Source organism: Bacillus sp. FSL K6-4563 (assembly GCF_038630405.1).
Lineage (GTDB): Bacteria > Bacillota > Bacilli > Bacillales > Bacillaceae > Bacillus > Bacillus pumilus.
In genome coordinates, this window is the sequence record NZ_CP152030.1 from 2,874,341 (window position 1) to 2,897,074 (window position 22,734).

The following is a 22,734-nucleotide window of genomic DNA, read 5'->3' on the forward strand; positions in this document are numbered from 1 at the left end:
AATGATTGCGCTTATGGTTCAATTTGAATCGGTCAAAAAATAAAAAAAGAGATCACCTGACTGGATGATCTCCTTTCTTCCAACGTTAGCTTTCATAAAGCTCTAGTTTAATTTTATTTTTCACGTCATGGATAAACTGCATCTTGTTATCCCAGCATTTTTGACTCAAATCGACTGGATATTCTTCTGGTTTGCTGATTCGTTTATATTCCTCCCAGAAAAGTCCGAGGCTATCCTGCACATAGGCTTGAATCGTTTGAATATCCGGATTGTCATATACAAGTTTTCCTTGTTCGAAAATCGGGACATGTAGATCCTTCGCCACAAAGTTTGTGACAAATTTGCTGATAAATGTATGCACAGGGTGGAACATTTTTAGCTTATCCTCACTATGAACATCTTCCTCTTCGAGCGCAATGTAGTCACCCTCTGAGTGATGATTCAATTGGTTGATAATGCGGTACACACGTTTACGTCCTGGTGTTGTCACTTTCTCTGGGTTGGACGAAATTTTGATGGTATCATTCATTTTGCCGTTTTCTTCAATGGACACAAGCTTATACACTGCACCGAGAGCTGGCTGATCAAATGCTGTGATCAGTTTTGTTCCAACACCCCACACATCAATTTTGGCACCCTGTGCTTTTAAATTCATGATGGTATGTTCATCGAGATCACTTGATGCAATGATTTTTGCGTCATGGAATCCAGCTTCATCCAGCATCGTTCTAGCTTTTTTAGACAAGTAGGCAAGGTCACCACTATCAAGTCTGACACCAATAAAGTTGATCTTGTCTCCGAATTCTTTCGCTACCTTAATGGCATTCGGAATACCGGATCTCACGGTATCATACGTATCGACTAAAAAGACACAGTCTGTATGGGTTTCAGCGTATTTTTTAAATGCCGTATATTCATCACGGTATGCTTGTACAAGTGCGTGAGCATGTGTTCCTGACACTGGGATGTTGAAGCGCTTCCCAGCACGAACATTACTTGTCGCCTGAAAACCGCCGATGAGTGCCGCCCTTGCTCCCCACATTGCTGCATCCATTTCATGTGCACGTCTTGTTCCAAATTCTAGTGCTGTCTCGTCTTCAATGATTCCTTTAATCCGAGCTGCCTTTGTTGCAATCAGCGTCTGGAAGTTCACAATATTCAGCAAAGCGGTTTCGATTAGCTGCGCTTCGACAAGCGTTGCCTCGATACGCATAATTGGTTCATTTGCAAAGACAATTTCGCCTTCCCGCATTGAATGAAGGGAGCCTGTAAAGGATAACCCGCTTAAATAATCAATGAAATCGCTTTTATAACCGAGTTCGTCTTTTAAATACGCTAGATCACTTTCGGTAAAGGAGAAGTCCGATAAATACTCAATCGCTTTCTCTAAACCAGCAAATACAGCGAAGCCATTGTCAAATGGAAGCTTTCTGAAGAAGAGTTCAAACACTGCCTTCTTCTCATGAATGCCGTCTCTCCAATACGTTTCTGCCATGTTAATTTGATAAAGGTCTGTATGTAGTGATAAACTGTCGTCAATAAACCGATGCTCCAACTTCCATTCTCCTTCCCTTACTTAACCACTTTCGCACCAAGCGACTGCTCAAAGTGAGAAAGTGCCCACTCGTGCCCCGCTTCATTAAAACTCGCTACAGCATTCTCGTGAATCACAAGTTCAAAGCCTTTATTGTACGCATCAACAGCTGTATGAAGTACACAAATATCGGTACATACGCCGGCTAAATGAAGTTCAGTGATGCCACGCTCGCGCAGTTTCATTTCTAATTGAGTGCCTGCAAAAGCAGAGTATCTTGTTTTTTCCATATAGTAGACATGTTTTAAATGCTTTGACGTGTGAAATAGTGAACTTAGTTTGCCATAAAGTTCAATTCCCTTTGTCCCGCGAATATTATGGGGCGGAAATAACTTTGTCTCTGGATGATAAAGGTCTTGCTCCTCATGATGATCGACTGCAAAGACGACAAAGTGCCCTTCATCAATAAACGAAGAAGTGATCTCTGTGATCTTAGGCTCAATCGCCTGTCCAGGCTTTCCGCATGTCAATTTTCCATCGTCTGCAACAAAATCAACGGTATAATCAATACAAATCAATGCTTTGCCCATCCGCATCTCTCCCATATGCTCTTTTGACTCATTATAGCTTATTCATTTCACTAGGGAAACCTATTCAACAGATTCGTGAGAAAAAGCCTTTTGAAACAACTCATCTTCTATATAGATGTGCTCTTGATTGACCGCATTCGGCAGCTCTATCACAAGACCAAAAGGAGAATGTGCCTCATGATGATTCACCACTTTAAAGGAACATCCAGCGGCATTAGCCATTTTCACATATTGAGAATAAGAAGCATAGGACAACTCACCATTTAAAAGAACAGTGGCCTGACGGTTGGCCTTTAATATTTGTTCGACCTCTTGATACGGTTTATTTCGTGATACCTGTCCCTTTGTCAGGGCAAGAAGCGCTCGTTCCCTTAATGAACCGAGAAACATTCTTCGTTCATCGGGTTTTGTTTCAGCATGTCCAAATATCCCTTGCTGCAAATAAAAGTCTACGGATTCTTCTTTCATCGCTGTTTTCACTCCTGGTTTTAAAATTTACATTTCTGTGACCCAGTGCACAATCTTTAGTGCAAGTTCACGGGCTTCGTCTGTTTCTGCTCTTTCCATTAAGGATTGCTCAAGCGTATGGATCAGCTGCTCTTTTTCGTCCTCGTACGCAATGGAAATACTCCATTCAATATCAGGTACGGCAACAAGCGTTTTATATTCTTTTTTATTTTCATGTAAATATACATTGTAGGTCTTTGGCTGCCGGCTTGTGATGTGTGCTTTTCTAATTTTCATTTAACTCTGTTCACACCTCTTTTTTCTTCTTACATCCATATCCATTGTACCATAAAAAAAGACAGCTTCAGAAAAGGAATACCCTTTCAAAGCTGGCTACGCATTGAAGCTCTTTTGCTGACTAATCAGATTTGAATCCCAAACAAATGTGACGTTTGGACTGTTAAAAAATTGGACGAGGTCCCCTGCATTATAGGTACCTGAACCACCGGCGGAGTGATCAACACTTTTTGGTGAAATAGCAAAAACATCACCGAAATGTGCCGCCCCATTTCCGTACACACGATCTATATGAATAGGTCCAACAATCGCTGGCATTGCTCCACCACCTTTTCTATCTACATCATATGCCCAGCTCAACAATACGTGTATCACAAATAAAAAAGACAGCTGATATGTCATCACCAGCTGTCTTTCTATGCATTAAATGATTGAGGCTGGCCAAACAATGTGAAGTCCCAAAGCATCGTCGCATTTGGATCACTTGTAAGAGACATATAATCACCTGAATTAAAGGCTCCAGCCCCGCCAGTCGAGTGGTCTACAGCTAAAGGAGCAATGGCCAGTACATCACCAAAAGTAGCTGCACCATTTCCTCCTAATGACTCGATATGAATAGGTCCAACGATGGCAGGCATCAGAATCTCCCCCTATCTGCTTATGTCAATCATCTTATGCAGAAAGGGAAAAGTTGTGCATTTGCCCTGCCTTAGACGTTTAAATGCTGTTCTTTACGAGACCGCTGACGCAGCTGAACCAATCTGACAATATTCAGGGTGATGGCTTTGAGCAGTGCATAGACAGGAACCGCAAAGATCATGCCAAGGATGCCACCAAAGCTTCCTGCCCCAATTAATAACAGGATAATGGTCAAAGGATGTGTGTTCAGGCGTTTCCCAATGATCAATGGAGAAATGACATTTCCGTCAATTTGCTGCACGACAAGAATCACAATCACTGTCACCACTGCTTTTCCAGGCGAATCAAGAAAGGCAATAAGCACAGCTGGTGCCGCTCCAAGATATGGTCCAAGGTATGGAATCACATTGGTGACCGCAATGATAATACCGAGAATAAGCGCATATTTCACACCAATTAATAAGTATCCAATAAAACAAGCGACTCCGACAAACAAACAGACAATAATCTGCCCCTGTATGTAGGCTGCGAGCGTGTCGTTTAATTCTTTGAAGATCTTGAGCCCTTCCTTGCGGTAAGGCATTGGTAAGAACTGAACGAGCTTGTCCGGAAACTTATGCCCGTCTTTCAGCATATAAAATAAAATAAATGGAACTGTGATGACGGCTAAGGCAATATTCGCAATCACGCCAAACACCGCAGACATGCTTGAAGCAATGTTTTCCGGTAATGCCTTTAATGTCGAAACGACCGTCTGTTCAAACTTTGAGACAGACACATAATCTTGGCTCATCATCCAAGTAAATGTTTTAGAATGCGAAAAGTCATTGATAAATTTCTGCATGTCCGTCACATATCCAGGGAAGCTTTTGACAAGTCCGCCTAACTGCGTGACAATGACAGGTCCGGCAGCATTGACGATGAATGTGATGAGTCCGATGAACAGGAGATAAATAATCAGGATGGCGAGTGACCTAGGAATCTTCTTGGACAAGAATCGCACAATTGGATTAAAAATGAAAAAGAGAATACCTGCCAGCAAGATAGGAACAAACAGTGTTGACGCAAATAAAATAATCGGCTGAAATAAAAACGAAACCTTTGTTGATACATACACAATGAGTAAAACAAGTAATATTTGGAATGTCCAAAAATGAACTTTAGATTTTAACAAAGATGCTCCTCCTGTTACATATTGATCTTATTAAAAAACTACTATTCAACCCACCTTCTGTCAACTGCTTCTTGTTTTTAGAACCTCATTTTTTGAAAAAAAAAGAACAATTGGTATATCATGCACTTTTTCTAGATATACATTCTATAAGCATGAAAAAAAGCAGACACCTATGCGTCTGCTTGTTACACTCTTTCACTGTGATCAGGCATCACCGACACGATTTGCTGGATCCGCACATAAAAAACTGATTTCGCCCCCGCTTCTATCACAATATGATCCGGCATGACTTCCTTCAATTTCCCACGGACCGTATCTTTCACTGTTTGCACAATTAATCTCATACCGACCACTTTCTGCAATGTTTGATAAACATATGGATCAACTAATGAAACAAGCTGTGGACTTCCTTGTTGTGCCATACTACCCGCCCCTTTACTTGTGTATTTACCCACAGCGTATGCATGAACCCATGTGAATGTCACTCAGGGCAATCCCACAACATTAATACCATATTTTAACAATTGATACGTTTTTACATTTTTTAGAAGTATAATAGATTGGTGCTGCCAACCATTTAAAACATTTGAAGAGGTGAATTGTCTTGAAAAAACTCATCTGTATTGTTGCTGTCATGCTCTTTCTATCCTCTGCATGTTATGCGCATGCAGGGACAATTGGAGACCCACCAGGGACGCCAGGAAAGTGGTTTAAAGGCGAAGAGCCCGTTCAAAAAGACGGATCAAAACCACCACTTGTTTTTGTTCATGGCATTAACAGCTCCTCCTCCACTTGGTCCAATCGAAACGATATGGCAAAGCAGGCTGTTTTGAACGGATACGAAAGCGCATTCATAGATTTGCACCCAGATCAGGACATGAAAAAGAACGGCAAACTATTAGCGGAAAAGCTCAAAGAAATCTATGATGCGTTTGGTAGAAAACTCATTGTGATTGGTCATAGTAAAGGAGGGGTCGATACACAGTCCGCACTGGTGTATTTCAAAGCCCATCCCTATGTGGAAAAAGTCATTACTCTCGGCTCTCCTCATAACGGGACACCGCTTGCGGATCTAGCGTATAGCAAGGGCGGAAGCTGGCTTGCGGAAATTCTTGGACAAAAAAGCGACGCGCTTTATTCTTTGCAAACCGGTCTGATGGCGGCTTTTCGAAGTGAAACCGACCAGCTTGAGGCGTTTCCCAATAAATATGTCACCTACTCTGGCTCGGAATGGGGAACATTTGGCGGTGCGCTGTATTTAGGCGGCATGTATTTAAAGAGCTTTGGTACAAATGATGGTGCCGTCACGGTAAACAGCACAAAACTATCATATGCAAACAATATTTTAACAGGAAAATGGGATCACTATTCAATCAAAAACGGCACAAGTATGTTTCCTGTGTTCCAGCATCAGCTGCTGGCAAATGCCGCGAGCGCTGGAAATAAACATAAAGAGGAACAAGAGCCCGTTTCTGCTGAGCTCAATACAGATGTTTATGTGAAAGGTGGAGAAAGTGAAAAGGATCAAACAGAAGCGTTCTATGTAGAGGAAGGAACGAATGGCTTATCGATCCAGTGGTTAAATGAAAGGCAGGAGACGCAGCCCGAAATCATTGCCCCAAATGGAGATGTCTTAACAAACCTTAAGACATCGGAAGCATCTTTCCCATATGAAGGCGCATATTCACACCATGTGAAAATCAATAAACCCGTTCCTGGAAAATGGACGATTCAATCGAACTCAGGAAAAAGAGCTCCTTATCTGCTGCTTGTATCCTTTGATTCACCGTTAAATGAAGAAATTAAAGAAGCTGCATCGAAATCAGGAGGTGCATCGACCCATTCAAGCGGTCTGATTAAGCGGTTAAGCAAATCAGTGGAAACCAATTACTTTAAAGACGCACAAAAGGATCATCCACTGAAAACAAGTACCTCATCAGCTATTCAATTGAAAAAAGAAGGTGCTTATTCCGTCACGGTGCAATACACTGGACTCACTACGTCAGGGACATCTGCGTTTAACCGTACCGTTATTCGAACATTGTATGTCGATCAGCACGGAACGATTCATGGAGACATTCCATATTAAACAGAGCGTTTCATGGGCTGAAGTGCCTGCTGCACTTTCTGATCCAAATCGGCAATTTTTTTCATTGCGAGTGATTCGTCTATTTGTCTGTAATGGTGGTGTCCGCCAGGCTCTTCATCCATTTCATCTGCTTTCTTCACAATTTGTTGAAGTGTGTCCTTATGAAGGTCGCCCTCTGGCAAATAGGAATCTGTATGAAGCAGAATCGCAAGTGCAATATCTTTGGCTGCTTTTGGTTCCTCTCCTAGTCGTATGAGCAGTTTATGTGCCCGCTCTGCACCTTTAATGGCATGAATATCATTTCGTCTATATGTCTCGTAATCCCACTCTCCGCCGGCTGTATACCATTCATAATGGCCAATGTCATGCAAGAGTGCTGCTTTCACAGCAAGATCTGGGTTAATTCCAGCCTTCATCGCCAGCTTGAATGCGTGATAAGCACAAGCAATCGCATGGGCTTTTCCTGAACGATTTAAATACTTTTGAGCAACTGGATGGGTGTAAACATCCATTAATGTAACCTTTCTCATGGAAACCCCTCCTTATCTATATTTTTAGCATCCTAACATATTCTGAAAAGAAACTCAAATGTTCTGTTATATTTTCTATGAGTCTCAAGATTAGCTTATGTCAAATTAGCCGGTTTTGCTTGTACAAGACGGAAAAAAGCAGTCGTTATGACTGCTTTTTTCCATAGTCACGTGCATCGTATACGCAGCCGCCAGCTGGATCATCCGCTAATAGATCGAGCAAAATACTTGCGACTTCATCTGGACTCTTCAAAGTACCTGTTTCATATAATTGCTGAAAACGTTCAATTTGTTCGAAGTCCTGTTTTGATGATTTCCGAATCTCTCCTTGCATATCTGTATCAATCGTGCCTGGGGAAAATGAAAACGTGTTGATTGGATACGCCTCGTCCTGCTGTTCCTCATGCAAAGTCCTCATAAACATATCAAGTCCTGCCTTTGAGCTGCAATACGCACTCCAGCCTTTATATGGATTTTTCGCCGCTCCAGAAGAAAGGTGAACAATCGTTTTCTTTCCATTAAATGATTGAGTCTGCTTAACAAACACATGGCTCAGCAAAACAGGAATCACAAGATTCAGCGTATAATGCTGATGAAGCGTATCCTGTCCGCCTTGCCCCACACGCTTGATTGGTGTCACCATGCCTGCATTATTGACGAATAAGATGTCATCAGCTGCTGTCAGTGTTTGCGGCGTGAGACAATCTCGAAGCCATTTGGCTGCTGCTTGCTCATCTGTCAGGTCGACCTGTGTATGTGTAAGCTTCGGATGAGAAATTGGTGATGCACTTCTTGCTGCCGTGTACACATGATCTCCGCTTGAAAGCAGCCGGTTCACAAGTGCTAGGCCAAATCCTTTTGATCCGCCTGTAACGATTGAAACTCGAATGACAATCTCCTCCCTCGATAACTCTATTTTACGTAGTGAAACGGTACGACTTCAAGCAATCTGCATAAAGAAAAACCTGCCTCTTTTTAAAGAGACAGGCTATTTCTTTTCAGCCTTCACATTCACCTTTGGAATTAGAATGACCATCACAACGATGCCAAAGACGATTAAGAAACCAAAGATGATCGGAAGCAGTGCGGATGACTGCTTCTCATAATCATCTCCAGAAGGTGCCGATACAGCGGCATCACGAAAAGAGATATTCATCTCTTCCATCATGTGAGCTGATGTTTTGGGCGGATTCTCTTTTAGATCACTGAAAAGCTGCGGAGAAAGAGACCCTCCCGGAGTTTTAGGCGGTTCAGCAAAATGAATGTCTGTTTTAACTGTTGATGTCTTTTTGCTTTGTTCGTATTTCGTTTGATCCCTCAATATACTTGAGTTAATATTGAGTTCTTTTTCTTGATATTCATTCGGCTTGACATTTGTATCCGTATCTTCACCAGCAGCGAAAGCAGCAGGAATGAGGAGAAAAAGGGACATGACACCAAGTGCCATCCCTTTCACGAACAGATTAAGCCTCATGAGTCACATCACGTTCCTCCGTTTTATCTTTCCATAGCTTTGTCACAAGCGGGATGGCCATGAAGAGGACAGTTAAAATCACTAATCCTGTAACACCCATTCCAAAGTGATCTCCATTTCCATATTGGATGGACAGGTACACGTCTGTCACTGGATTTGTGAAATGGAAATTCGGCATCACCAAATCAATTAATGGTGCGACAAAGAAGAAAATAAGCGCCGTTGCTGCCATCCATCCGGCAATAGAGCCGAAAAGGAACGCCGTGCGAATAAAGGCGGAACAAGCCACTAATAGTAAAATCGTGAAAATGGACCACTGAATCGCTTGATCATCTGCAAGCTTGTAAATGTTCAGTCCGAACAGGCTGATCATGAGTCCGACTAATAGATTTAAAATGCCAAACAGTGCACCTTTAACCAGCATCGGAGCTGCCGCATAATACGAGCTGAAAAAGCCAATTAACAAACTACTGATCATCACAATGACCAAAATGACCACTGGCGGTACAGTCTGCGTTTTTTCTTCTGGTACATCACCGCTAATTTTCAGCGGATTGGCTAAGTGATTATACACATAGTTGCTGTTGCCTTGATCGCTTAATGTGTTTCCTAAAATACCTTTCAAATCTTGCTGAACAAGCTTCGTGGAATGAACATTCTTGCTCCAGTTTTCATTCAGCGTATCCGCTTTTTCTTGAACTGTTGTCACACTCTCTTCAATGTTATTCGTATAATCCGCCACCCCTTTTTGGCGGTCGGTTAACGAACTCATATTTTCAGAAAGTCGAAGCACTTCCTGACCAATTGAATCCTGTGCACTGACAACAATAGAACTGCCTGCAAGGTCTGCCGTATACACTGCATCTCCTTGATCAGCCATTTGCTCCGCAACATTGTCCGCACTTTCAGAAATTGTGTTTAATTCCTGTTCCATGCTTGCCTGCTGAGTCGAAATGTATTCTGCATAGCCATCTGAAAACTTCTGCATCTCATCAATAAAAGTAGACACATCATCGTTTGACGTCAGCATTTGTTTTTTGAGCGTATCCCAGTTTTCTGTTTCCTCTTTTTTGATGGAGAGGATGGACTGGATATTCTCTTCTTTTGCGTCATATAAAGAAGAGTTATTAGATGGTTGATAGACATTTGCGATCATCAGCTCTAGCTGAGAGAGTTGATTGGAATACTCCATTAATTTTTTAGTTCTTGTTGATTTTGTTTCGAACTTTTTCTCAAAAAGATTGTCATTAAAAGCTTCACCAATCGGTGAGTTTCTGCGCTTCAGCTCTTTTACTTTGCTTAAAATAGTGGATTCCTGATTTTTGATTTCATTTGGAATCACATTATATCGATCTTGTAACCATAGGAACATCTTTTCAAGCTTTTCTACTTTTTTCGTAAGTTTCTCAAGCTCTTTACTCATTTGACTCACTTTGTCTTTCAATTCGTCATTATGAGCGGAAGCTTTTTCTTGAATTTTCTTTTTCACTTCATCTAAGCGGGTTGAGAGTGCTTTTAGGTCATCCTGCGATGAATTCTTGTTGCCGGTATCTGGCTGAGCAGGATTTTCGCCCGCTTCACCTTCTTCCCCATCTCCGGTCGAAGGAGGTGTCTCCTGTTCTCCTAATTGATCCGCAAGGTCGTTCATTTCTATTGAAATTTGTGAGAGCTCATTTGTTTCTTCATCTAGGTTAATCCCAATCTCTTCTGGGTTTTCATTATCTTGATCTGATGGCCCGTCATCTTCAGAATCAACTGGCGGCTCAGGCTCGTCCATCAACTCTTGCCTTTTTGCCAATAGCTTTGTCTGCAAGGATGATATCTTATTTCGATAGTATTCTAAGTAACTCTCTTCATAGTTTTTAATTAGTTCCTTCTGAGACGCTATCACAAGATCCGTTAATCCCGTTGATTGCTTAGGAATGGCTTCTTCTCTTGACTTTTGAACAGATTGGATGGCGCTGTCCGTTGTGTTCAGCTGACTTTGTACCCCGTTGATGTCTGTTTTGAGTCCGCCCATTTGATCACTAAAGCTGCGGGCATTTTGGTTTTGGATATCAGCGAGCTGTTTGAGCCCCTGCTGGATTTGTTTTTGGTTTGTCGATTGCGCTTTGATCAAGAGGTCCTTTTGTTTGTCTTGATACTGCTGGTATTGATCGACTACTTTCACAAAGTCCTTTAACTGGTTCTTTGCTTCTTCTGTTGTACTCAGACCGTCTTTATACTGTTTCTGCGAGTCGGTCATCGCATTTTTTAATTCTTCTATTTGTTTCTTCTGCTGCTGAACGGCGTCTGATAGTTTGTTTGAGTTTGGCTTATAGAAGTTATACATCGTGTTTTGGAATTCGACTTCTTTGCCGACAATATGCTCAAACTCTTCTCTGACATTGCCGATTTCCTGTGATACAAAACTCCAGTATAATGTCGACATCTGTTCATTCATTTTCTTTTGCGCATTTTCCAGCTCTCTTTGCACTTTCTCTTTATTGACTGAATTGAGCTGATCTTGAATGGAAAATTGAATGGATGCCTTTTCAGGATGGTCTTTATCATAGCTCAGCACATTTTTAGAGAAATCAGACGGGATATAGAGGACAGCGTCATACTTTCTGCTTTTCAGTCCATTTTCCGCCGCACTGCGGTTCACTACGGTCCATGTATAATCTGGACGCTCTGATAATGCGGCGACGACATCTTGTCCGAAACGAGCGGTGTTTTCACTTTCGCTCGCTCCCATATCCTCATTGACCACAGCAATATTACGTGTGGCATTCTTTTTTTGTTTTGCCGGGTCATCTCCAATGAGGTGGAAAAATAAAACCGGCAGAACAAGAATCAATATCATCGTCGATACGATTTTGATGGAGCTTTTTTGCTGCTCTGTCATTGAACACTCTTCCTTTCTACCGCACATAAAGGAACCTGAATTTTCTTCTCTTTCCCGTTCTCAACCAAATACCCGAAGCCTGGCTGAATATCTGGTTCTTGTCTTGCATACGGAAGCGGTATGATGTTTTGCTCTGATTTTTTCATGAGTAACATGGCATGACGAACTTGTTTGATTTCGTTTGTGAGTGCATCATAGCCTTTACTGAATTCGGTATGATTTCCTGATGCGATCAGGCTAAAGCCTAGGTGCGCATATGATTTCATGAAATCAGCCAATTGATCTTGAAGACGCGGGTCGATTGTCTGCTGAAAACGCGTGATCCCATCAACCACAAGCACAATTTGAGGGAACGACAACTGATCAGTCTCTCCCCGGCGCACAGCTTCGACGTACATCTCTTCCCGCACCTTGAATAAACGGTCTATTTCCTCTGCCCATTCGGTGATATCATCTTTTGTTTCAAGGTAATCAATGTTCTCTTCTTTTGCATAATGAGAGAGACCCCGATCAATCGAATCAAAGACGGCTAGCTTCTCAGGTTTTGCTGCTAAAAGCTGATCAAGCATCAGTTTTGTCACGTTTGTTTTCCCTCGCTGCGTTTGACCGATGATGAGGCAGTGTTTATTCTTCTTCAAGTCAAAGTAAACAGGAGCAACAGATTCCTCATCTAGTCCGACTGGAATGTCATACGGCTGTTTTTGTTCTTCTAAGCGACTCTCTAGCTCCCAAATGGTTAGTTTATCAGGAAGCATTGGTACAGGTTTTGGTTTTTCAGCTGATGCAAAGCGATCATGAAGAAGCTGGATCTCTTGTTTCAAATGCTCAAACAGCTCGAGGTCGTTATCTCCTTCAACTGGTAGGAACATTTGTGCAAAGTAAAGCTCTTCTTTGTTGATAATAACTCGTCCTGGAATCGGCTCTAAGCTAAATTTCGGTCTGCCAATAATCGAGTACGCCTCTCCTTGATCCATTAAGTAATGAACGACCTTTGTTTTCAAGTTGTTCATAAGAGATTGACGGACTGCGTTTACCCGAGTCGCTGTAATTAAGAAGTAAATTCCTAATGATTGTCCGTCACGGCTCAGCTGGATAAATTCAGATTCAAGTTCATGCATTTCGTCTTTGACAATGTCAAAGTTGTCGATCACGATGAAAATGAATGGGAGCTTTTTCTCATTTAAGGCGTTGTACATTTTGATATGACTCATTTCTTGCTGCCTGAATAAACGCTTGCGGTATTCAACCTCTTCCCGCAGACGCGTCATCGACTTTTGAATCTTTCTCATTTGATCCATTAAGAAATAATCCGCCGTGTGCGGCAGCTTGGCCAACGGAAGCAATGTTCCATTTCCGAAGTCATAAATATACGCATGCCATTCTTCAGGTGAATATCTCTCCGCAAAGCTCATGAGTAGTGTTGTTGCAGCAAGTGATTTTCCGTAGCCAGAGGAACCAAAGATCCCAATGTTCCCATCCTCCATCATTTGATAAGAAAGTGGATGCTGGCTTTGCTGATCTGGCTCATCGACAAGCGCAAAATGGAAGACATGCTCTTCACTCGACGCGTAACGTGATTTTGGAATCCGTTCTTCGAGCGGTGGAAGCCAAGGACTTGGGAGCTTCTCAATCCCAAGCTCCTGCTGCATACGTTCAATTTCATCCACAACAGCAGAAATCTCCGACACTGTCTCTTTTTTCACAGCCGGCTCTGTGCTTACCCCTGATAACGGAATAAGTCCAGTATCAGTCACAATGGCAATATCATCTTCTGATCCGTAGCCATCTTCCATATAAGGCGCACCGCTCCAAGCTGATTGGAACAATTCATAGATTTCATTGTTCCCCACTTGTAAGTAGCCGCGGCCTGTAACGGTAATAGACGCCGCATCACTATTTTTCAATATTTCCTTACTGTCTGACGCATCTTGTACTTTTAGTGCGACCTTAAAGCGGGAGTTACTCCAAATCTGATCATCAATGACCCCGCCTGGCTTTTGGGTAGCCAAAATAAGATGAACCCCAAGGCTTCGGCCGATACGTGCAGCACTGACAAGCTCTCTAATAAAGTCCGGCTCTTCACTTTTTAATTCAGCGAACTCATCAGAGATTAAGAATAAATGAGGCATTGCCTGTTCAGCTTTTTTCTCCTTATAGAGCTTCGTATAATCATTGATGTGATTCACATGATATTGATCAAACAAGCGTTGTCTTTTCTTCAATTCACTTTTAATTGAGGCAAGCGCCCTTTCACTAAAGTTCTTACTGCCTTCAATATTGGTGATCGTGCCAAGTAAATGTGGAATATTCCGGAACGGCTGCGCCATTCCGCCTCCTTTATAGTCAATCAATAGGAAAGCGACTTCATGCGGGTGAAAGTGTACAGCGAGCGATAAAATGTACGTCTGTAAAAATTCACTTTTCCCTGATCCTGTTGTTCCCGCCAACAGGCCGTGCGGGCCATGTGCTTTTTCGTGCAGGTTCAGATCCACAATGTCATTTTTCCCTTTATAACCGATTGGCACAGAGAGTGATTTGGCCGTTTCTGATGTGAGCCACTTTTCACGAATGCCAATCTCGTCTACCTGTTTGGCATGAAAAAGATCAAGGAAGGAGACCGTTTCAGGAATCGAATTGGTCATGCCAACTTGATGATCTAATGTTCTCAGCGTTCTGGCAAATAGCTCATTGTCCCCTCGCTCATGTGTATCAAGCTGAAATGGAATTCGGACGGCTTTCTTGTGCTGAATGAGAATATCTCCTTCTTCCTCGTTAATATAACGGACAAGCGTAGAGATATTTTCAGCTAAGCTTTCCTTTGTTTCAGCAGCAAAAATAATGGAGATGCCAAGGTCAGTTCGGCTGCCTTCTAAATATTCTAAAATCACATGTTCCGCAATGAGCTCATGATTTGTCACGATAAACACAAAGTGAGGCGTAAAGATCTTCTTCTCTTTTTCTTCTTCTAGATCACGCTCACGTAAAATTTCATAAATCGAGGACAACAGCTGATCGCGTGTTTGTTCGTTGTAAATAAACCCTTTGCCGTATGTATGAGGCAGCTGGAAATGCGGAAGCCATTTCATCCATTCCCAATTCTCATACTCTTGCTCATGAAAAATAAACACAAATCTTAAATCATGATAGCTATGCGAGAAAGCAAGCTGTCCGACAAGCTGATGAAGCTCCTTTTTCACAATGGCTGGCTTTCCAATCAATCCAGTTGGGCCATCGGCAAGACCGAATGTGATGGGTACATCCTTTACTTCACGATAGACCTGTTGCATGTGCTGCGTTTGTTCCATTAATTCATCGATATCACGATTGGCCATATCGCCGCCGCTCATCGATAGTTCATAGCTTGACGGGACTGCGCCCGTCCCAAGACGCAGCTGCAAGAAATCATCACTCATCAGTGTTTTTTCCCAAATTCGGCCGCTAATTTCTGACGTTAAATACTTCATTTGTTCAAATGACGGATAATGATACGTCAAAATATATTGCTGGCGGTCGTAGAGCTCTTGCAGCTCTTTTCGTTTATTTTCTAAGTAAAGAGAATAGACTCGCTGCCGTTTCTCTTCCCTTCTTTTGCGTTGTGATTTCTCTTTAAAGTATTGAACAGACGATGTGATTAACGTCATGATAAACATCGCCATCGACACGACAATAAAGATCCCGCGCGGCTGGACAAGAGCGACAATTCCCATCACAAGAAGCATCACAAGTGGCGGGAGGACAACAAGCCAAAGCCCTCTGCTGTTATTTTCACTCTCCTGCGAAGGAAAGCTAAAGGAAACCCGGTCATCTGGCAGATCATAAATTAAACGCGGTGTTCGTCTATATAAAGGATATTTTTGTTTTGTTTCTGTGCTTGGTGCTCTTGTTTTTTCCAAACGTGTTTGAAATGGTTCATATGCAGTCACCTGCAATAAATCATCCTCTTTCAATGTCACCGTTAGAAAGTTCCAGAACAGCTCATCTCCAGCATCAATTGTCTCTGGACCGTGAATTTTTTGCCCGTTCACATAAATCGTTTCGTCCTGAGGCATGACATACCAAGTTCCTTCGATTTTCTCCAAAGTAAATTGGCTCGCATCTTGAAACATGGAATGCGCTTGTTCTTTCCACACATCAATATCACCTTTGTTCTCACGTGAAAAAGACAGCTCGACTCTATTTCCTAGGTAATAAATGTGTTGATCATGATGTGCTTCCATTAAAACAAGTGTCAGTGTACCAAGCTTATATGGTTCATGTGGAAGTAATGTGCCTTTCTTCTCTTCACCCTGATAAATGGAAAAGCCATCATTCGGTTCATCAGGAGTTAAACGGATGACCCCTTCATCAAACGAAAGTGAAGGGATTGTCACCGTATGCTCTATTTCAGGTCCAATCACAGCTTCTCGATTGAACTGCTCGTCTAAACGGACGGTTTGATAATCCTCCTCATAAAAAACCCAAAGAAGACTCAAACGCTCCACCTCCTCATGGGACAGCACCAACTGTCAGTTGTATCGAAAGAATTATTTTTTCTCATCTTTTTTCGTCTGAGAGGTTTTCTTTTTCGCTTCAGATTCTTTCTCTTTTTTCTCTTGATCGGCTTTTGACTGCTCTTTTTGTTCAGCTGTTTCATCTGTTTGACTTGCGCCCGAGGATTCATTGGTGCTTGTCTCCGTTGTTTCTTTTTCTTCATATTTCGCCATTTCCTTAATGATCGGATCTAGCTGTTTTTGTTTTTCTTCCGCAGAAAGACTGTCATCGTTTTGAATGTCGTTGCGGTAGGCGACGAGTGCCGTAAATATGTACCGGTCGTCTCCAAGTACCCGTGCAATATCAAGTGCTTCCTTGCTATTGCCTTGTCCAATATGAATCCAGAAAAGGAAATATTGCGGATCAGTCTGTAATGTGTATGTATCTGTGATTTCTTTTTTATGCTGATCGAGTAACAGGTTGCCTTGATTTGTTTGTACATACGAAATGGCCAGTTCATATTGAAGAGAGACCGGCATTTGATTGGCTGAATATTTTTCTAACGTATCCACCACTTGGCTGTACTGTTTGTTGAGATAATATTTGTTTGCCTCGACATACGCTTCTTGTTTCGGCATCGCAAAAAAGAAGGTGTAAATGGTGTACACCAATGCAGGGATTAATAGGACAAGCAGACCTAGTCCGATATATCGTTCGACCTTCCATTTCTTTTTCGGAATGGTCAATAGCGTTTTCTCTTTCGTTTCAATCGCTTCGATCTTTTGCTGAATCAGGGCAGACAATTCTTCCAGAGACTGCGTTTCGCTGATCTCTTTTGCCAGTTCAGATAATTTCAGTGTCTCGCTGTAAGCCACATATTCTTGAAACTGATATTCATGGTCCACCACTCGAAGAATGACGGCTTTGACCTCTTTTAACAGACGATGCTCATCCGTTTCATATGGCGGGATGCTTTCTTTGACGCCGTAATGCAAAAATGCAGGAGCTAAGCCTTGATGAAAAACAATGTTTTCAGGAGAAACAATAGGATGCAGCCGCTTCACGTCGTGTTTGCACACTGCATCGACAAGCTGGTATGAAAAAATCCATTTGCTTTTTTCATCCTTCGCATGGATGAAACGAAATTCCTGATAGGCAGGAGGCGGTTGAATCGAAATAATGACCTCATCTTCAGTTAATTGAATCTCTTTTTTGAATGAAGGGTTGATGTCTTTGATCGGTGCCGCTTCTAAACCGTCTAAGAGTTTAATGGTCTCTCTTTGAAAAATGAAGCTGTAGGTTACGCCCTCTTTTTTCATCACTGCTTCTAATTGTTCTTCTAAATAGGAACTCTTTTTATCTGCCATTTACAAAAGTCCTTTCATAGTATTTCCAGCCTGTCTCCTGTGGTGATTCCACAGTCTGACAGCTTATATTCGCCTGAAAACACAGCTTTCTTATTGACTACTCGCACCCAGCCGCCTTCTCGCTTAGGAAGTGAGATTTGTTTTGCCTGCCAGGCGATATGGATGACTTGTTTAATATGTAAATAATTTGATAGTCTCAAATCAAACACACTGCCATCATAATTTTTTAAGTCGATGGTAATATCGATATACACAAATTTCCACCTCACAAAATAGAAAGAGCGCCGGCATCCATTGACAGACTCGGCGCTTTTTCTGCTTTTCACACTTAGAAAGGAAATCCCTTTGATTAGCCGCGGATTTGGCTAGCGATGTCTTGGTCAGTGCTTTCAAGTGTATTTGCCGTTTGATCAAGCTGATTGCTGACATCTGTTAATAGATCAGACATTTTGATGAATGAAGGCTTTAACTGCTCGTATTGATCAGCAAATGCTTCACTAGAAGCACCTTCCCACATTCCTTTTAAATCTGAGATCATTCTATTTAGACGATCAACTTGGTTTAACACTTCTTGACTTTCAACACCATATTGCTTAGCGGTCGCTCTTAGTTCTTCTGGGGTTACGCGAATAATTCCTGACATATTCCTCATTACCTCCCGTGCATAGCCGCCATATAATGGGCTAATCCACTTATTTTTTGACGTTATTATTATAAAAACAGAAATGATACACAGTCAAACAAATCTGTTTTTATTTTACAAAATGAGTCTATAGAATTACTGTATTTTCGCTTTTTATCTAGTATTTAACATTTTTTTGGTCATATATTCTTAATAAGTGTAGACACACTTCACTGAATCTTTCCGCCTATTGATTTATTACTACGTTATTATTGTACTATTTCTTTTTCGCCTTCTTTCAGCATGATACGCTCGCTTCTCATAGCGATCTCTTTTTTAAATTTATGGCATTTTGTTATTGATTTACGTACCGCTTTCTCTTCATAATGTAAGTACGTGAAATATTCGAAAAAGCAGGGGTTTTTATGAAAAAAAAGACAGATCCATTTAAGTATAGTCTTGATCGTTTAGAGGATGTGGCAGACCAAATTAGTGATGTGCTCAATTGCCCTATTACTATAGAAGATACGCATCATCGATTGCTCGCTTATAGCACACATAATGATTTTACTGATCCCGCCAGAACTTCAACCATTATCTCCCGCCGTGTACCGGAAAAGGTCATTAATCGGCTTTGGAAGGACGGCATCATTCCTACACTCCTTAAAACAGACGAACCGCTTCGTGTCCCTCAAATTGCAGAGGTGGGTTTATCTAGCAGGGTTGCCATTTCAATCTGGAAGGACAAAGAAGTACTCGGATTTATCTGGGCGATTGAATCCACACAGCCTTTTTCAGAAGAAGAAATAGACCTTTTGAAGATGGCAGCACATGCTGTTAAAAACAAATTACTTAACTTACAAATTCGCAAAACGAAAACAGAAGAACGCAATCAGGAGCTTTTTTGGAAGATGCTCACAGGTCATATTCATGAAAAGGATGAGATGCTCGACCTATTTTTAAGACTCGGCATCAGATGTCCAGACACGTATGCCATCATCATCTTCCGACTTCGTGACGAACTCACAGAGGACACAGAAAAAAAGCTATCTTATCTGCTTGAAACAACACAGCAAGTCCAAGTGCTGTTAACGACTGTTGATTTTCACGAATTCATTATTCTTGTCTCACCAAAAACAGAGCACCCGCTGCAGGATATTAAACAATTCACAAGCGGCATGCTGCAGCAGCTGTCTGATCGTTATCATATCCATCACGTTCAAGCAGCGATTGGTGGAATTTACGATAACATCTCTCATATTCAGCCATCCTATAAAGAAGCACTCGCTGTATTAAAAACAAAAGAGCGCTTCCCTGTTGAAACCGAACGTTTACACAGTTTTTCTGAGCTTGGTATTTATCAATATTTAGATGTCCTCGCTGAAAAACGAAGGGGCTCATCTTACTCCAGTTACTCTTTATCAAAGCTGGAAGATTACGACCTGAGGCATCATTCCAACCTAGTCGAAACCCTTGAACGGTTTATTGACTGTGACAGCAATGCCAATATTGCCGCAAAGCAATTAAACATCCACATCAATACATTGAATTACAGATTAAAACGCATTACGGACATTGCAGAAATCGATTTAAAAAACATGAATGAGAAAATGACCATATACCTTGATATGAAGCTAAAAAACGTCCATTTGTGAAATTTCACAAAGAGGCGTTTTTTTATTTTTTATTTCAACCGAAGCATTTTTTAAACATTCAGGATACACTAGACATACAATATGAATAGATAAGCATGGGAGGAATAAACATGATCATCGGCATTCCGAAAGAGATTAAGAACAATGAAAACCGAGTGGCATTAACACCAGGAGCAGCTTCTCAATTACTTTCAGCTGGACATCAGATTTTGATTGAAACAAACGCTGGTTTTGGAAGCGGATTCACTGATGACGATTATGTATCTGTTGGTGCAGAAATTCTTGATCAAGCGAAAGATGTGTGGGCATCTTCTGATATGATCATGAAGGTAAAAGAACCATTACCTGAGGAATATTCATATTTCAGAGAAGGACTCATCTTATTTACGTACCTGCATCTTGCCGCAGAGCCCTCCTTGGCTGAAGCGTTAAAACAAAAAGGCGTTACAGCTATTGCTTATGAAACAGTAACGGACGGAAAATCACTCCCTCTCTTAACACCTATGTCTGAGGTGGCAGGCAGAATGGCCGCCCAAATCGGTGCACAATTTTTAGAAAAGCCAAAAGGCGGTAAAGGCATCTTGCTCGCAGGCGTACCAGGGGTATCAAGAGGGAAGGTCACGATTATAGGCGGCGGTGTTGTTGGAACAAACGCAGCGAAAATGGCGATTGGACTTGGCGCAGATGTCACTCTGATTGACGTAAACGCAGAACGCTTACGTCAGCTGGACGATCAATTTGGTCATCAAATGAAAACGTTAATGTCTAACCCTGTCAACATCGCCGATTCAGTCAGCGAGGCAGACCTTCTCATTTGTGCGGTGCTGATCCCAGGTGCCAAAGCGCCGACGCTTGTGACGGAAGAAATGGTGAAGCAAATGAAGCCTGGTTCCGTCATCGTAGACGTAGCCATTGACCAAGGCGGCATTGTCGAAACAATCGATCATATCACAACACATGATCAGCCTACTTATGAAAAACACGGTATTTTACATTATGCTGTCGCCAATATGCCTGGAGCCGTTCCACGGACATCGACTGTTGCTTTAACGAATGTCACCGTTCCATACGCACTGCAAATTGCTCATAAAGGCGCTGCAAAGGCCATTCAAGAAAACAAAGCCATTGCAGAAGGTGTCAATGTCATGAACGGACATATCACTTATGAAGCCGTCGCTCGTGATCTCGGCTATGATTATGTACCTGTTCATCAAGCGATCGATGCGTCTTCTATGACAGAAGCTTAATACAGACCCGCCCTTTTGATGGGCGGGTTTTATTGTTAACCAATATTAAAAACAGGTTGACAAATAACCTTCATCCCCTTAATCTATTTGTACAGATAAGACAGGGGGAAACATCATGCAACAGAAAACAAGAACCGCTGATTTTGTGCTAGTCGGAATGTTTGCTGCACTCATGGCGATTGGAGCGAATATCACATCCATTGTGCCGTTTTTACAAGTCGGCGGAATTCCACTTACGATGCAGCCATTTTTTTGTGTACTTGCTGGTCTTTTGCTCGGCAGACGGCTTGGTGCTTTAGCGATGATTGTATATGCCTTGGTCGGAATTGCTGGCGCACCTGTATTCGCACAGTTTTCAGCAGGCTTTGGGGTGATTTTAGGCAAAAGCGGTGGTTTTGTCTTATCGTATATTCCTGCTGCCTGGCTAGCTGGATTCATTTTAGAAAAAAGAAAACATCCTGGATTTGGCCGCTTTTTACTTGCAGCTATTGCAGGTACGACCGTCATGTATGTGATCGGAACGACTTATACGTACCTCGCATTAAATGTGTGGCTGAATGCCCCGATTTCTTATCAAACCACGTGGTTCTTTATGATCTGGTTTATGGTGAAAGATTACGCATTGACGATATTACTTGCGATGCTGGCACCTAAAATTTATCGCTCTGTTTCAAAAGCCACGTCCTTTCGAAAACAACAAGCCGCATCATAAGTGCAGACATCATCTACAAGTTGAACATAGAGAAAAGAGCCTATCTTCATTTAGGCTCTTTTTTCATCATTTATTCAGCGTATTGGTCGATGATTCCTTCTAGCATCCCTTCAAGCACTTCTACATCTTCAAGATCTGATGGACTGAAGCGGTAGCGCACAAGCTGTTCTCCATCATGATACATCTCCTCAAGCCACCCTCTGAGTCCTCTTGCTCTGCGGTCGACTTCGAAAACAATGTCTAATCCACCTTCATCTATCAGAAAAATCAGCTCTAATTCATCAAGCATATAACGATAGTCATCTGATGTCGGAATAAACTCAAATTCTTGAACAAATGGAAGACGACGCTGGAAGTAAGGTGCTTGTTCACAGTCTGCTTCGTTCAAGTGGAAGCCAAGATTTCTAGTGGCTTCTAGCACATTTTTCACCCAAGGATGTGCTTCAACGAAAATGCGATCATAGTCCGATTTATCAATTCCGCCTTGGATATCAAGGTCCGTCTCTACGGCAATTTCTACTTTTCCGATCGTCATCGGGGTATCAATAGGAAGAATAAATGAGAACGGAAATTCATGCTTTTCGCCAGGCTGGATGGTAAAAGAATCCGTCACCCGTAAAGTATAGATGTTCGCATATTTTCTACGCTCTTCATCATCTTTCACAATCACATACTGTGTTTCAATCTTGACATTGATATAGCGGATGTCCTGAGAGATTTTCCCGCCTTTTGCATGGACAGTTCCCCTTACCTCTTGTCCAGGATAATAAGTGTTTTTCTCCAAAATGGTATCTACCTTTGCCGCACCAATCCCTGCACTTGCCGCTAGCTTTTTAAAAAATGACATCTCTCATCTTCCCCTTTTCGTTTTTATCAGCATATATACGTAAGATAGAGGAAGAAAGATTCATTTAATTCATACTTTAGTCCTAATTATTTTTTCGCTTGTGAACAACAAAAAAGCTTATAGAAAAAACATCATCGTTTTCTCTACAAGCTT

Annotated in this window: 21 protein-coding genes; 4 read left to right on the forward strand and 17 right to left on the reverse strand. The window is 41.8% G+C overall.

Going from position 1 to position 22,734, the window contains the following annotated elements:
* Positions 1–85 precede the first annotated feature (85 nt).
* The 8 genes from MHH54_RS14680 to MHH54_RS14715 all read right to left on the reverse strand — a co-directional run bounded on the left by MHH54_RS14680 (position 86) and on the right by MHH54_RS14715 (position 5,103).
* On the reverse strand, positions 86–1,555 hold the full coding sequence (locus MHH54_RS14680; RefSeq protein ID WP_003212630.1) for a nicotinate phosphoribosyltransferase: 1,470 nt from the start codon (positions 1,553–1,555) through the stop codon (positions 86–88).
* Between the two features lie 17 nt (positions 1,556–1,572).
* Positions 1,573–2,124 carry an isochorismatase family cysteine hydrolase gene (locus tag MHH54_RS14685; RefSeq protein WP_003213138.1) on the reverse strand — a complete coding sequence of 184 codons (552 nt, stop codon included), beginning with the start codon at positions 2,122–2,124 and terminating at the stop codon, positions 1,573–1,575.
* A 60-nt stretch (positions 2,125–2,184) separates the two neighbouring features.
* Positions 2,185–2,592: a YueI family protein gene (locus tag MHH54_RS14690; RefSeq protein WP_050944045.1), complete on the reverse strand. Its 408-nt coding sequence runs from the start codon at positions 2,590–2,592 to the stop codon at positions 2,185–2,187.
* A gap of 27 nt (positions 2,593–2,619) precedes the next feature.
* On the reverse strand, positions 2,620–2,868 hold the full coding sequence (locus MHH54_RS14695; RefSeq protein ID WP_034660684.1) for a YueH family protein: 249 nt from the start codon (positions 2,866–2,868) through the stop codon (positions 2,620–2,622).
* A 96-nt stretch (positions 2,869–2,964) separates the two neighbouring features.
* Positions 2,965–3,186 (reverse strand): spore germination protein, encoded by a 222-nt coding sequence (locus MHH54_RS14700; RefSeq protein WP_050944046.1) that lies wholly within the window; start codon positions 3,184–3,186, stop codon positions 2,965–2,967.
* A 98-nt stretch (positions 3,187–3,284) separates the two neighbouring features.
* A complete protein-coding gene (locus MHH54_RS14705; RefSeq protein ID WP_003213446.1) occupies positions 3,285–3,506 on the reverse strand; it encodes a spore germination protein in 222 nt (73 codons plus the stop codon).
* Between the two features lie 71 nt (positions 3,507–3,577).
* On the reverse strand, positions 3,578–4,681 hold the full coding sequence (locus MHH54_RS14710) for an AI-2E family transporter (RefSeq protein ID WP_003213254.1): 1,104 nt from the start codon (positions 4,679–4,681) through the stop codon (positions 3,578–3,580).
* A 185-nt stretch (positions 4,682–4,866) separates the two neighbouring features.
* Positions 4,867–5,103 carry a YuzF family protein gene (locus MHH54_RS14715; protein WP_003213721.1) on the reverse strand — a complete coding sequence of 79 codons (237 nt, stop codon included), beginning with the start codon at positions 5,101–5,103 and terminating at the stop codon, positions 4,867–4,869.
* A 182-nt stretch (positions 5,104–5,285) separates the two neighbouring features.
* Between MHH54_RS14715 and MHH54_RS14720 the strand changes: the two genes are divergently transcribed.
* Positions 5,286–6,770 (forward strand): alpha/beta hydrolase, encoded by a 1,485-nt coding sequence (locus MHH54_RS14720; protein ID WP_226803975.1) that lies wholly within the window; start codon positions 5,286–5,288, stop codon positions 6,768–6,770.
* On the opposite strand, the gene MHH54_RS14725 is transcribed toward MHH54_RS14720, so the two are convergent.
* From MHH54_RS14725 to MHH54_RS14760, 8 genes are all read right to left on the reverse strand, one after another.
* Positions 6,767–7,300, reverse strand: coding sequence for an HD domain-containing protein (locus MHH54_RS14725; protein WP_003212819.1), 534 nt, complete (start codon positions 7,298–7,300; stop codon positions 6,767–6,769). The genes MHH54_RS14720 and MHH54_RS14725 overlap by 4 nt on opposite strands.
* A gap of 145 nt (positions 7,301–7,445) precedes the next feature.
* A complete protein-coding gene (locus MHH54_RS14730) occupies positions 7,446–8,189 on the reverse strand; it encodes a (S)-benzoin forming benzil reductase (protein ID WP_342500921.1) in 744 nt (247 codons plus the stop codon).
* Between the two features lie 99 nt (positions 8,190–8,288).
* A complete protein-coding gene (gene essA, locus MHH54_RS14735; RefSeq protein ID WP_050944050.1) occupies positions 8,289–8,774 on the reverse strand; it encodes a type VII secretion protein EssA in 486 nt (161 codons plus the stop codon).
* Complete coding sequence (gene esaA / locus MHH54_RS14740; protein WP_342500370.1) at positions 8,764–11,661, reverse strand: type VII secretion protein EsaA; 2,898 nt, start codon at positions 11,659–11,661, stop codon at positions 8,764–8,766. The genes essA and esaA overlap by 11 nt, the downstream gene beginning before the upstream one ends.
* The gene (essC, locus tag MHH54_RS14745; protein ID WP_342500371.1) at positions 11,658–16,133 is read right to left on the reverse strand and encodes a type VII secretion protein EssC; all 4,476 of its coding nucleotides are present in this window, start codon (positions 16,131–16,133) and stop codon (positions 11,658–11,660) included. The genes esaA and essC overlap by 4 nt, the downstream gene beginning before the upstream one ends.
* 51 nt (positions 16,134–16,184) lie before the next feature.
* Positions 16,185–17,498 (reverse strand): type VII secretion protein EssB, encoded by a 1,314-nt coding sequence (essB, locus tag MHH54_RS14750; RefSeq protein WP_106029268.1) that lies wholly within the window; start codon positions 17,496–17,498, stop codon positions 16,185–16,187.
* A 14-nt stretch (positions 17,499–17,512) separates the two neighbouring features.
* Entirely contained in the window at positions 17,513–17,752 is a 240-nt protein-coding gene (locus MHH54_RS14755) for an EsaB/YukD family protein (protein WP_003213579.1), read from the reverse strand.
* A gap of 95 nt (positions 17,753–17,847) precedes the next feature.
* A complete protein-coding gene (locus MHH54_RS14760) occupies positions 17,848–18,141 on the reverse strand; it encodes a WXG100 family type VII secretion target (protein ID WP_003213769.1) in 294 nt (97 codons plus the stop codon).
* A 404-nt stretch (positions 18,142–18,545) separates the two neighbouring features.
* Here MHH54_RS14760 and MHH54_RS14765 point away from each other — a divergent pair, with 404 nt between their 5' ends.
* From MHH54_RS14765 to MHH54_RS14775, 3 genes are all read left to right on the forward strand, one after another.
* Positions 18,546–19,775, forward strand: a complete 1,230-nt coding sequence (locus tag MHH54_RS14765; RefSeq protein ID WP_003212688.1) for a PucR family transcriptional regulator — start codon at positions 18,546–18,548, stop codon at positions 19,773–19,775.
* A gap of 110 nt (positions 19,776–19,885) precedes the next feature.
* Positions 19,886–21,022 (forward strand): alanine dehydrogenase, encoded by a 1,137-nt coding sequence (ald, locus tag MHH54_RS14770; RefSeq protein WP_044140831.1) that lies wholly within the window; start codon positions 19,886–19,888, stop codon positions 21,020–21,022.
* Between the two features lie 115 nt (positions 21,023–21,137).
* A complete protein-coding gene (locus MHH54_RS14775) occupies positions 21,138–21,734 on the forward strand; it encodes a biotin transporter BioY (protein WP_342500372.1) in 597 nt (198 codons plus the stop codon).
* A 70-nt stretch (positions 21,735–21,804) separates the two neighbouring features.
* On the opposite strand, the gene MHH54_RS14780 is transcribed toward MHH54_RS14775, so the two are convergent.
* Positions 21,805–22,581, reverse strand: a complete 777-nt coding sequence (locus MHH54_RS14780) for a sporulation protein (protein ID WP_003212856.1) — start codon at positions 22,579–22,581, stop codon at positions 21,805–21,807.
* Positions 22,582–22,734: the final 153 nt, after the last annotated feature.